The sequence below is a fragment of the Pseudomonas brassicacearum genome, from assembly GCF_003732265.1.
Taxonomy (GTDB): Bacteria; Pseudomonadota; Gammaproteobacteria; order Pseudomonadales; family Pseudomonadaceae; genus Aquipseudomonas; species Aquipseudomonas brassicacearum_D.
The window spans coordinates 1-12,445 of the sequence record NZ_MOBK01000013.1 but is presented as its reverse complement, the minus strand read 5'-3'; the positions used below and the strand labels follow the sequence as shown (position 1 = coordinate 12,445).

Here is a 12,445-nt window from a genome sequence, read left to right as displayed (position 1 = left end):
CTGGAGTTTTCCACGGCATGAATGAGACCAGTCCCCACCTGCTGCTAAGCGCCCCCGTCCCCGCGCAACTGCGCCTGACGTTCTGCGAAGCCACCCCGCGCGACCTCAAGCGCTGGATCGCCGCCCTGCCCAAAGCCAACATCGGCGAAACCGCCCGCCAGCTCTATCAAGCCCTGGGCGAACTCAACCAACTGCTGACCCCAAGCGCCAATCGCCTGCCCCTGCTCGAGCTGCTCAGGCCCGAGGTGTATTACGTCTGCAAACACCTGGAGCGGCATTTCCTGCACCAGGCGATTGTTCTCGACGAGCGTTCGCGCAAGATCGCCAACCTCTGCCAGGCCCTGCAAGGTCAATTGGCGATTGGCTACAAACAGATCGTCATCCGCATCTCTCCACGTTTCAGCAAGGACCGTGCGCCGCTGCTGGCGCAAGCGTTGCAGCGGGCCATTCATTGCCTGAATGGTCAGTTGATCCGCGCCACTCAGCTCTACTGCCCGGTGCCGGACGGTGTGTGGCTGGAGTTGCATCAGCTGTACCGGATCGGTTGCGAACATCGGTTGCAACACCTGAGCCTGCGCGATGAACTGACCAGCCAGACGCCCTCCCTGAGCATCGAACAGACTTACGTCGTCGCCCTGCTGCTGGGTGCATCACGCTGCAATCAATTGCGCCAGAACCAGATCGCCCGCCTCGCCGAAGCGCTGGAAGCCTGGAGTACTCGGGTCAAACTGCAGGCGGATGGACTGTTCGCCGTCGCGCCGGAGCTCGACACTGGCCCGCGTTACCGCACCAAGTTTCGGGCCGAGCAGCAGGCCGAGTTGCTGGGGATTGATCCGCAGCCACTGGTCGACGCCATCGAAACACACTTGCAAGGTACTAAAGGCGACTTGCCCGTGCCGACAGGCCTTAGCGTGGACACGCTGCAACACCTGCACGCGGCCTGGGGACAAGCGGCCGAGCGCAGTTTTCAGCGAACGGCCGGTCAAGGTACGTTGACCCTGTGCGTAGGGATGAGCGCGTTGCACTTTTATCTGGGCGGGCAGCGCTCGTTCAGCGACCTGTTGAAAAACCCTGGCAACCGGCTCGCACAGTTTTCGGCAATGCCTGCGGCCAGTCGGGACAGCGACCCCTGGCATCAGGCATTCGATGCCGCGTCCCAGGGCACTGGCGATGCCCTGCTGCCCTACGAAGAAATTGAATACCCGCAACTGCAAAACGACGACAGCCAAGAGGCCGACAGCAACCGGCATTTTCCGACCTATGCCCTGCCCGTCATCAATCACAGCCCCGGCGGTTATTGCCTGGCCTGGCCCAACGCGGTGCCCGCCGAGTTACAGGCCGGGGAAATGGTCGGGATCGAGGATTCAGTCAATAAAGGCTGGAGCATTGCGGTCGTGCGCTGGATTCGTCAGGTGCGCGGCGGCGGTACGCAGATGGGCATTGAACAAGTCGCGCCCTTCGCCGAGCCTTGCGGGCTGCAATTGGTGCGCAACCGGGATGACCACAGCCATTACTTGCGCGGCTTGTTGCTGCCGCAAATCAGCGCCATCGACCTGCCCGCCACCGTGCTCGCCCCGCGCTTGCCGTTTCAGGAAGGCAACAAGGTGCTGATCAACACCAACGGCCAGGAACACCGGGCTGGACTGGATCGGCGGGTGGCGAGCACCAACAGTTTTAATCAGTTTGCGTATCGGTCGCTGGAGGCGGGCAGAAACGACAACGCCGCGGGGAGCGGCGTTGAGGAGGTGTTTGATTCGTTGTGGCCTTCGCTGTGAGGGTCAGTCTTTGAGACCGCGGCGCGCCCTTCGCGAGCAAGCCCGCTCCCACATTTAACCGCGTTATCCCTGTGGAACACGGTTGAATGTGGGAGCGGGCTTGCTCGCGAAGACTGACTATCAGGCGCTACAAAACTCAGAGCTGCCCGTCACGATCCCGGAAACCCAACAGGTACAGCACGCCATCCAGCCCAAGGGTAGAAATCGCCTGCTTCGCCGACTGTTTCACCAATGGCTTGGCCCGGAACGCCACGCCCAACCCGGCAATCGCCAGCATCGGCAGATCGTTGGCGCCGTCGCCGACCGCGATGGTCTGCTCCAGACGCAAACCTTCTTTATGCGCCAGCTCACGCAGCAGATCCGCCTTGCGCTGCGCATCGACAATCGGCTCGACCGCCACACCCGTCACCTTGCCGTCGACCACTTCCAGTTCGTTGGCAAACACATAGTCGATACCCAACTTGGCCTGCAATTGCTTGGCAAAGTAGGTAAAGCCACCCGACAGAATGGCAGTCTTGTAGCCCAGACGCTTGAGTTCGGCGAACAGGGTTTCAGCACCTTCGGTCAGGCGCAGGGACGCGCCAATCGAGTCCAGCACGCTGACGTCCAGACCTTTGAGTAACGCCAGACGCTCTTTGAAGCTCGCACGGAAATCCAGCTCGCCGGCCATCGCCCGCTCGGTGATTTCAGACACCTGATCGCCCACGCCGGCTGCCTTGGCCAGTTCGTCGATCACTTCGGCTTCGATCAGAGTCGAGTCCATGTCGAACACCGCCAGACGACGGTTACGACGGAACAGCGAATCTTCCTGGAAGGCGATGTCGACGTTCAATTCCTGCGCAACGCTAAGGAATTCGGCTCGCAGCGCCTGCGGATCGGCCGCTTCGCCACGCACGGAAAACTCGATGCAGCCCTTGCCCTTGTCGGCCGGGGTGTCCAGCGGCATGCGCCCGGACAAGCGATCGATGTGATCGATGTTCAGGCCATATTTCGCAGTGATCGAGCTCACAGCCTGCAACTGCCCGGCGGTCACTTTGCGGGTCAATAGCGTCACGATGTGGCGCTTCTTGCCCTGATTGCCGACCCACTGCTGGTAATCCTCTTCGGACACCGGCGTGAAACGCACCTGCTGGTCGAGCTCGTAGCCCTTGAACAGGATGTCCTTGAGCACCGATTTACCTTGCTCGGTATCCGGAATTTCAACCAGGATGCCGAACGACAGGGTGTCGTGGATCACCGCCTGACCGATGTCGAGAATGTTCACACCACCCTGGGCCAGAACGCCGGTAATGGCCGCAGTCAGACCCGGACGGTCGACTCCCGTGATGTTTATCAGGACGATTTCGCGCAAGGCGCACCCCCGCAAGTGGAAAAAAACCGCATTCTACCCACTTTCAGTGACCATCGGGCACCGTGAGCGCTTTGCCGGTCTAGGGCCTGTCGCTATACTGCGCGTCAACTTCACGGACAAAAGAGCCGAGCTCAAGTGAACCGGCCCACGCCAGTAAAAACCGATAACTTCTTTCTGCTGATCTTCCGGGCACTGCGCCATCGCCGTGTACCGATTGCATTGCGCATCGCCAGCCATAACGTGATCCTGGTCGCTCTGGCCCTGGTGATCTACGCCTGCGTGATGGGTTTGCAGTTCAAGCAGGCCATGCACGAGCAGGCCGATGCGCTGGGCGAAAGCCTGACCACGCAGACCGCCACGTCCGCCACGGAGCTGTTGGTGTCCAACGACATCCTCAGCCTCAACGTGCTGCTCAACAACCTGACCAAGAATAAACTGGTGGCCCACGCCGCCATTTATAGCGTGGATAACCGCATCCTCGCCGAAGCCGGTCAGCGTCCCAAGCACAGCCTGCTGGGCGAAGCCGAGGGCATGTACCAGAGCAAGATCACGTTCCAGGACGTGACCGCCGGGCAGCTGCGCATTAGCCTGGACATGGATCAGTTCCAGCAGCCGATGACCATCAGCCTGCAAAGCATGGGCATTTTGAGTGCGATTCTGCTGGCCCTGTCCCTGGCCTTGAGCCTGCGACTGGGTCGGCACATCTCCACGCCGCTGCTGCAATTGCGCGTGTGGCTGCGCAATATCGACGAATACACCCCGGCCACCGAGCGCCAGGATGAAATCGGCGACCTTGCCCGCCAACTGCACGCCAATTTCGCTCCGGAGCCGGCCGAACCCGAGCCAGCGCCAGAACCGGAGTACGACGACAGCGATTACGAAGACACGGACGACAACGAGCCGACCTTCGAAGTGCGTAATCTGCGCGACCCGAGTTTCGATGAAACCAAGCCTGTGGCAGCCCTCAAACCTGCGCCACGGCACATTGTCAGCACCGCGGAAGACGATGACGACGATGATGCGTTTGCCGATCTGCGTGACGAGTCCGTCGCCAGCGCGCCGAAACCTGCCGCAAAACCGGTGATTTCGAACGTGCCACAACACAGTGCGGTCCTGGCCGTGCAACTGGGCGCCCAGGATCAACTGCGTCGCCTGCCCCGCACACGCCTGGAAGAGTTGCTGAAACGCTATCGCGACTGCCTCGATCAGGCTGCTTCGCTCTACCAGAGTGAACTGCACACCCTGAATGATGGCAGCACGCTGATGCTGTTCCACACCGAAGACAGCGGCGACGACTACCTGACCAACGCCATCTGCTGCGGTGAGCTGCTGCGGGCCCTGGGCCATCAGTTGCAGATCGAAGTCGCGGACAGCGGCATCACCCTGCAATTGCAGCTGGGCCTGACGCTGGGTGAGGAGTTGTTCGGTATGAGTCAGATCGACTTGCTGCTGACCGAATCCGCTCAGGACGCCCTGGCCCTGTCGCAACACAGCCGCAACCTGCTGCTGGTGGAACGCAAGATCAGTGACGATGCGCTGATCCGTCAGCGTGCACGGATTCGTCCGATTGCCAGCCCTGAGGGTGCTTGCTGCGTGGAGCGGTTGATGGAGCCTTATCCGTCGATGCTGGAGCGGCAGTTGGCGCGGATGCATGAGCGTCGGGCGTAAGCACTAGCCCCCGCTGTCAAGAAGCCCGCAGATGAGTGATTGTCTGCGGGCTTTTTGTTGCCTGCGGGAAAAGGTGTGTTGTCGGGTCTGGCCCTTTCGCGAGCAAGCCCGCTCCCACATTCGACCGGGTTCTTGCAATAGGAATACGGTCGAATGTGGGAGCGGGCTTGCTCGCGAAGGCGGTGGGACAGGCGGCAGATATCTCCAACCCGCAGAAACAACAAAGCCCGCACATGGCGGGCTTTGCTTTGGATCAGTCCAGGCTTAGAACCTGAACACTTCCATATCGGTGCGGATCGGCGAAGCCATCGGGATCTTCGGTTGTTTCTCTTGCTCTGCCGCCGGAGCCACGGGCTTGGCCGCCTGCTTCTTTGGCGCTTCAGCAATCGGCGGCTGGTTAGCCAACGGCTTCAACGCCACCGACAGTTGCTCCGCCAGACGCTGCAACAACACACCCTGTGCCTGAACCTGCGCCGCTGTACCGCCCGCGTGCTGTTCCTGCAAATGAATGATGCGGTTGTCGCGAACCTGACCGCGACGGTCGATCAAACGCCATTGCGCATCGAGGATGGCCGGTTGCGACTCACCAGAGTCCAGGCGTGTAATCGTCAGCAGCACTTGAACATCCGGCGTGAAACCGAGGGTCGCTGGCGCCAGCACAACGCGTTGACTGTCCAGACGACCGGCTACCTGACGCAGCAACAGCTGATCGATGTCCGAAGACAAGCTCCCGGCCCAACGACCGTCGGTCGATGCCTGAAGGCTGCCATCGGGCTGACGCTGCAACAGGGTTTCGCGTTGCAGGTAATCAGCGACCGTTACCGGGCCCAGCAATACCGCCATGCCTGAGCTTTGCGCAGGCGCAACCGGACTTCCGCTGTCCAGTTGATACAGGGACACCGGCTGGTGAACGCTGCAACCCGCCAGGCCTAAAACGCCAGCGAGCATCAAAATAAAAGGAAGGCGCAGAGCAGTCATCGTCCCATCCAGGTGGCCGCCACAAGGCTGACCACAGTGAAAATACTCAATAAATATGAAGAACGCTCGGCCACGCCGGCGCTTGAAAGGCCATATCATCCGTGAATATGCGTTCCGACTCCAGCGCCAATGCGTCGATCTACGCGTTAAATCGTAGATCGAGCGCTCTAGGACGCTTAATTGAGGTTTTCGACGAGCAGCGCATCTACCCTCTGGAAGCCACGTGGCAATTTGTTACCACGACGCCCACGTTCACCTTTGTAGTGTTCGAGGTCGTCTGCTTTCAGTGACAAGGTGCGTTTCCCGGCCTGCAACACCAAAGTGGCACCCTCCGGCAGCACGGCGATGTCCGTGACATATTCTTCGCGATTGGCCACACGCTCACCGGTGATGCCGATGATCTTGTTGCCTTTGCCCTTACCTAATTGTGGCAGGTCGCTGATCTTGAAGATCAGCAGGCGACCTTCGGTCGTGACCGAGGCCAGCCAGTTGCTCTCGCGGTCAGCCACCGGGCGCGGAAGAATGACTTTCGAGTTGCTCGGCAGGCTCAGCAACGCCTTGCCGGCCTTGTTCTTGGCCTGGAAGTCTTCACCTTTGACCACGAAGCCATAACCAGCGTCGGAGGCGATCACGTACAGCGAATCGTCTTCCGGCATCAACACGCATTCGAAGCTCGCGCCTGGCGGTGGCGTCAGACGACCGGTCAGCGGTTCGCCCTGGCCACGGGCCGATGGCAACGTGTGCGCGGCCACCGAATAACTGCGACCGGTGGAGTCGATAAACACCGCAAACTGGTTGGAACGACCGGCCGCCAGCGCCTTGAAGCCGTCCCCGGCCTTGTAGGAAAGCCCGGTGGCGTCGATTTCGTGACCTTTGGCCGAACGGACCCAGCCTTTTTCCGACAGCACGACCGTCACTTTCTCGTTCGGCAGCAGGTCGTGCTCGGTCAGGGCCTTGGCCTCGGCGCGCTCGACAATCGGCGAACGACGGTCGTCGCCATAGGTTTCGGCGTCTTTGATCAGTTCGGTGCGCACCAGTTTTTTCAGCTTGGCTTCGCTGCTCAGCAGCGCTTGCAGCTTGGCTTGCTCCTTGAGCAGTTCATCTTGCTCGGCACGCAGTTTCATCTCTTCCAGTCGCGCCAACTGACGCAAACGGGTGTCGAGGATGTAGTCGGCCTGAATTTCGCTCAGGGCGAAACGCGCGATCAGGGCGGCTTTTGGATGCTCCTCGGTACGGATGATGTGAATCACTTCATCCAGGTTGAGGTAGGCAATCAACAAACCGTCCAACAGGTGCAGGCGACGTTCAACCTTATCGAGGCGGAATTGCAGGCGGCGACGCACGGTCTGCACCCGGAATTCCAGCCACTCGACCAGCAGCGCACGCAGGTTTTTCAGCTGCGGCTTGCCGTCCAGGCCGATGATGTTGATGTTGACGCGGTAGCTCGACTCCAGCTCGGTGCTGGCGAACAGGTGCGTCATCAGTGCATCGTGGTCAAAGTTTTTGCGCGCGCCGGGAATGATCACGATGCGGCACGGGTTTTCGTGGTCGGACTCATCGCGCAGGTCAGCGATCTGCGGGGCCTTGGACGGCTTGGCCTGCATCATCGCGGCGATTTGTTCCAGCACCTTGGCACCGGATACCTGGTGCGGCAGCGCGGTGACAATGATGTCGCCGTCTTCGATGTGGTACACGGCGCGCATGCGCACCGAGCCCTTGCCGGTTTCGTACATTTTCAGCAGGTCGGCGCGCGGGGTGATGATTTCCGCTTCGGTCGGGTAATCCGGGCCCTGGATGTGTTCACAGAGCTGTTCGACCGTGGCTTTGGGCTCATCGAGCAAACGCACGCACGCCGTCGCGACTTCGCGCAGGTTGTGCGGCGGCACGTCGGTGGCCATGCCCACGGCAATGCCGGTGGTGCCGTTTAGCAGGATGTTCGGCAAACGTGCCGGCAACACCAGCGGCTCGTCGAGGGTGCCGTCGAAGTTCGGGCCCCAGTCCGCGGTGCCCTGGCCCAGTTCGCTGAGCAGCACTTCGGAATAACGCGACAGCCGCGCTTCGGTGTAACGCATGGCGGCGAAGGACTTGGGATCATCCGGCGCACCCCAGTTACCCTGACCGTCGACCAGCGTGTAGCGGTAGCTGAACGGCTGGGCCATCAGGACCATGGCTTCGTAGCAGGCCGAATCGCCGTGCGGGTGGAACTTGCCGAGCACATCACCGACGGTACGCGCCGATTTCTTGTGCTTGGAATCGGCGTCCAGCCCCAACTCGCTCATCGCGTAGATGATGCGTCGCTGTACCGGTTTCAGGCCGTCGCCGATATGCGGCAAGGCACGGTCCATGATCACGTACATGGAGTAGTTGAGGTAGGCATTTTCGGTGAAGTCAGCCAGTGACCGGCGTTCTACACCGTCCAGGCTGAGATCAAGGGAGTCGCTCATGCGGGCCTCATCGGTTCGTTGTCTGGCGCAGCAGCATGGTGCCACCGCGCTGGGTAAATTCAAGTTTGTTCAGTGCGCTCATGCCAAGCAGCACCTGTTTGCCTTCCAGGCCGGGTGCGACCAGCGCGCGAACATCACGCAACACAATGTCGCCCAATTGCAGCCGGTCGATGCGGGTTCGGTAGCCCTCGCTCAGACCGTTGGCCGTGCTCAGGGTCACCCCGAAGCCTTGTTCCAGTTTCAATCCCTCGGCCACACTGGCCGGAATTGACACATCTGTCGCCCCGGTATCGAGCATGAAATCCACCGGGTGGCCGTTGATCGCGCCGCTCGCAACGAAGTGCCCCTGGCTGTTGCTGACCAGTTTCACTTCGATAAACCCATCGCCCTGCTCGGAACTGACCACCACATTCGGGTTTTGCTGCCGCTCTTCCCACTGCCCGAAAAACCGCGTGGCCAGAAACAGCGCCGCGCACCAGGCCAGCACCATCAACACTCGACCGGCGCGTTTGCCCGGCGGTTGCTGACTCAAGGCTTGGCACTCCAGCCACCTTCAGGCGCGGCGAAGCGCCAGACGACCGGGCGGACTTCGCCATCGGCACGGGGCCCGAAATTGTTGTCGACGCCGATCCATGCACCGTCAGCGTCGATGATCAATGCCTCTTCCAGCCCGTAGTTCTGCGTATAACGACGGTTTTCCTGCAACAACTCGGCCGCATACGACCAGCAGCGTTCGACCTTGGCCGTCAGCGGGTCACGGCGACAAATCTGATAGGCATTGCGTTCGAGGGTAAACAGCTTGCCGTTGAACAATGACAGGTCGGAAAAATCCCGGTTGACCGGTCTGGCGTGAGGGAACTGCGGCGGCTGCATTTCCATGCCCGCTTCGCTCAGCAGCACGCAGCCACCGTCGCAATCCCAAACGGTCTGTTTGCGCTTGATCGTCAACAAGCCGCGGCTTTGACGTTCGGCAGCGAACCATATTTGATCGCCCGCCGGATTGATCGCCAGCCCCTCGAACAGCGCATTGAACTGCAACAGCATGCCGCTGGCCCGCGCTTCGCGAACGAGCATCGGCGAGATTTTCAGCCAGCTCGCCGGCCCTGTGGGGGGTACCAGGAGGACGGCCGCATGGCCTTCGCTGACGATGTAGCGATTGCCGGCGCTGTCGCAGGTAATGCCTTCGAAATCCAGATCGCCGCCACGTACGAACGACGCCACCCAGGTTCGCGAACGCAAACCCCAGGGCAAACCGGTGTCCGGCACCGGAGGTACGCCGATGCCCACGGTTTCGGCCTGCCAGGTCGGGTTGCTGGTATCGAGGCGGTAGATTTGATCATCGTCGCGATCCGAGACCGTCCACAGGTCCTTGCCGCATTGGGCCAGCCCCGACAGGTTGCCGCCGCGCATGCCGTCGACCGGATGCTCGGAGATCACGCGCAATTCTGGTGCCGGTTCAGCCAAGGCCAGAACCGGGGTCAGAAGTAACGCACACGCCAGGGCAAAGCCAAGCCGCATCAACCAAGAACCTCGGCCAGGTTGCCCTTTGATTCCAGCCAGGACTTGCGGTCACCGGCGCGTTTCTTCGCCAGCAACATGTCCATCATTTCCGAGGTCGCGGCGAAATCGTCCAGGGTCAACTGCACCAGACGCCGGGTGTTCGGGTCCATGGTGGTTTCGCGCAGCTGTGGCGGGTTCATTTCACCCAAGCCTTTAAATCGGGTGACCTGCGGCTTGCCGCGTTTCTTCTCGGCGACCAGACGATCGAGAATGCCATCGCGCTCGGCTTCGTCCAGGGCGTAGTAAATCTCCTTGCCCAGGTCGATGCGGTACAGCGGCGGCATCGCGACGTAGACGTGACCGGCATCCACCAACGGGCGGAAGTGCTGGACGAACAACGCGCACAGCAGCGTGGCAATGTGCAGACCGTCGGAGTCGGCGTCGGCGAGGATGCAGATCTTGCCGTAACGCAGCTGGCTCATGTCCGCTGCGCCCGGATCGACACCGATGGCCACGGCGATGTTGTGCACTTCCTGGCTGGCCAGCACTTCGCTGCCATCGACTTCCCAGGTGTTCAGAATCTTGCCGCGCAACGGCAGGATCGCTTGAAACTCTTTATCCCGCGCTTGCTTGGCGGAACCGCCGGCGGAATCACCTTCCACCAGGAACAACTCGGAGCGCATCGGGTCCTGCCCGGCGCAATCCGCCAGTTTGCCCGGCAGCGCCGGCCCGGCGGTGATGCGCTTGCGCTCGACCTTCTTGCTCGCCTTGAGGCGGCGGCCGGCGTTGTTGATCGCCAATTCCGCCAGGAGCATGCCGGTTTCCGGGTGGGCGTTGAGCCACAGGCTGAACGCGTCCTTGACCACACCGGAGACGAAGGCCGCCGCTTCACGGGACGACAAACGCTCTTTGGTCTGGCCGGAGAATTGCGGCTCCTGCATTTTCATCGACAGGACGAAGGCGATGCGTTCCCAGACGTCTTCCGGCGCCAGCTTCACGCCGCGTGGCAGCAGGCTGCGGAATTCACAGAATTCGCGCATGGCATCGAGCAAGCCCTGACGCAGGCCGTTGACGTGAGTACCGCCCTGGGCTGTCGGGATCAGGTTGACGTAACTTTCCTGAACCGAGTCGCCACCTTCCGGCAGCCACAACAGCGCCCAGTCGACCGCTTCTTTATTACCGGCCAGGCTGCCGCAGAACGGCTCGTCCGGCAGGCGTTCGAATTCGCTGACGGCATCGACCAGGTAGGAGCGCAGGCCATCTTCGTAATGCCATTCGACTTTCTCGCCGGTGGCTTTGTCTTCAAAACTGACCAGCAGCCCCGGGCACAGAACGGCCTTGGCCTTGAGCACGTGCTTGAGGCGGCTGATGGAGAATTTCGGTGAGTCGAAGTATTTCGGGTCCGGGGCGAAGAACACGCTGGTGCCGGTATTGCGCTTGCCGACGGTGCCGACCACTTCCAGTTCGGTTTTCTTGTAACCGTCGGCGAACGTCATCTGGTATTCGTTGCCGTCACGCTTGACGCGCACCCGGACTTCGGTCGACAAGGCGTTGACCACGGAAATACCCACCCCGTGCAGACCGCCGGAGAACTGGTAGTTCTTGTTGGAAAACTTGCCGCCCGCATGAAGCTTGGTGAGGATCAGTTCGACCCCGGACACGCCTTCTTCCGGGTGAATGTCCACCGGCATGCCACGGCCGTCATCGCTGACTTCCAGGGAGTGATCGGCGTGCAGGATGACCTGCACCGAGGTTGCATGCCCGGCCAAGGCTTCGTCGACGCTGTTGTCGATGACTTCCTGGGCAAGGTGGTTCGGCCGACTGGTGTCGGTGTACATGCCGGGGCGTTTACGCACCGGGTCGAGGCCCGAGAGGACTTCGATGGCGTCTGCGTTATAAGAGCTAGCGCTGGGAGTGGCCATGGGGTCTCGTCGTCCGCCTGTAAAAAGAGTGTTCGTTTAATAAGGGGCGAGGGTTCACAGTGCTGTGAAGTCGATCGCCTGATACAAATCTGCGCCGATGCCGGCAAAACTCAGCATCGCCGGCAATTGCGCGGCGAAACCCTGAAAACCATGGTCACCGCCAGCCTGAATGCGCAAGGCACAGGCCCGGTAATACTGCTGGGCGAGGCGATAATCCAGCGTTTCGTCACCGGTCTGCAACCACACTTGATACCGCTGCGGATCCTGGAGCGCCGGCACTTCCAGCTCGGCCAGGGCCGTCACGTGGTCGTGGGTCATTTCCCAGGCCTCATCGGTATACAGGTTTTTCTGCGTTCCCAGGTACCCGTCGAACATCCGGTGCGGACTGACGGCCGGGTTGATCAGCAAAGCCTTGAGGCCATGACGCTCGGCCAAGTGAGTCGCATAGTAGCCGCCGAGTGAGCTGCCGACCAGCAGTGGCCGCCCCAGCGCTTCAATCGCCTGCTCCAGCTGACCGATGGCCTCGCGCGGGTGGTGATGCAAGGCCGGAACGCGCAGTTGATCGCTCAGGCCGAGTCGGTCCATCACCTGCATCAACTGCGTAGCCTTTTTCGACGAAGGCGCGCTGTTGAAACCGTGGATATAAAGGATCGAACCAGACATTTGAGCTCCCTGTGCGTCGGGTGAAAGAGGCGCAGTTTACAGGGAGTCGGGGATATCTGCTGGAATTGGGTTGCTGTGCCGCCGCCTTCGCGAGCAAGCCCGCTTGTATGTTTAGACTTGAAGGGGTGGGTGGGACTAAAGCTC

The 12,445-nt window shown here is 61.0% G+C and carries 9 protein-coding genes; 2 read left to right on the top strand and 7 right to left on the bottom strand.

Going from position 1 to position 12,445, the window contains the following annotated elements:
- The first annotated feature begins 17 nt into the window (after positions 1 to 17).
- On the top strand, positions 18 to 1,775 hold the full coding sequence (locus tag BK660_RS26775) for a molecular chaperone (protein ID WP_123435874.1): 1,758 nt from the start codon (positions 18 to 20) through the stop codon (positions 1,773 to 1,775).
- 136 nt (positions 1,776 to 1,911) lie between these two features.
- On the opposite strand, the gene serB is transcribed toward BK660_RS26775, so the two are convergent.
- Entirely contained in the window at positions 1,912 to 3,126 is a 1,215-nt protein-coding gene (gene serB, locus BK660_RS26770; protein WP_027922002.1) for a phosphoserine phosphatase SerB, read from the bottom strand.
- A 135-nt stretch (positions 3,127 to 3,261) separates the two neighbouring features.
- On the opposite strand from serB, the gene BK660_RS26765 reads away from it, so the two are divergent.
- Complete coding sequence (locus BK660_RS26765) at positions 3,262 to 4,794, top strand: AhpA/YtjB family protein (protein ID WP_123435873.1); 1,533 nt, start codon at positions 3,262 to 3,264, stop codon at positions 4,792 to 4,794.
- A gap of 264 nt (positions 4,795 to 5,058) precedes the next feature.
- Here the strand turns inward: BK660_RS26765 and BK660_RS26755 are convergent, their stop codons facing one another.
- From BK660_RS26755 to BK660_RS26730, 6 genes are all read right to left on the bottom strand, one after another.
- On the bottom strand, positions 5,059 to 5,772 hold the full coding sequence (locus tag BK660_RS26755) for a PqiC family protein (protein WP_123435871.1): 714 nt from the start codon (positions 5,770 to 5,772) through the stop codon (positions 5,059 to 5,061).
- 176 nt (positions 5,773 to 5,948) lie between these two features.
- Positions 5,949 to 8,216 (bottom strand): DNA topoisomerase IV subunit A, encoded by a 2,268-nt coding sequence (gene parC, locus BK660_RS26750; RefSeq protein ID WP_027922005.1) that lies wholly within the window; start codon positions 8,214 to 8,216, stop codon positions 5,949 to 5,951.
- 7 nt (positions 8,217 to 8,223) lie between these two features.
- The gene (locus BK660_RS26745) at positions 8,224 to 8,748 is read right to left on the bottom strand and encodes a retropepsin-like aspartic protease family protein (RefSeq protein WP_123435870.1); all 525 of its coding nucleotides are present in this window, start codon (positions 8,746 to 8,748) and stop codon (positions 8,224 to 8,226) included.
- Positions 8,745 to 9,734, bottom strand: a complete 990-nt coding sequence (locus BK660_RS26740; protein ID WP_123435869.1) for an esterase-like activity of phytase family protein — start codon at positions 9,732 to 9,734, stop codon at positions 8,745 to 8,747. The genes BK660_RS26745 and BK660_RS26740 overlap by 4 nt, the downstream gene beginning before the upstream one ends.
- A complete protein-coding gene (gene parE / locus BK660_RS26735) occupies positions 9,734 to 11,638 on the bottom strand; it encodes a DNA topoisomerase IV subunit B (protein ID WP_123435868.1) in 1,905 nt (634 codons plus the stop codon). Before parE ends, BK660_RS26740 begins: the two co-directional genes overlap by 1 nt.
- 54 nt (positions 11,639 to 11,692) lie before the next feature.
- A complete protein-coding gene (locus tag BK660_RS26730) occupies positions 11,693 to 12,301 on the bottom strand; it encodes a YqiA/YcfP family alpha/beta fold hydrolase (protein WP_123435867.1) in 609 nt (202 codons plus the stop codon).
- Positions 12,302 to 12,445 lie beyond the last annotated feature (144 nt).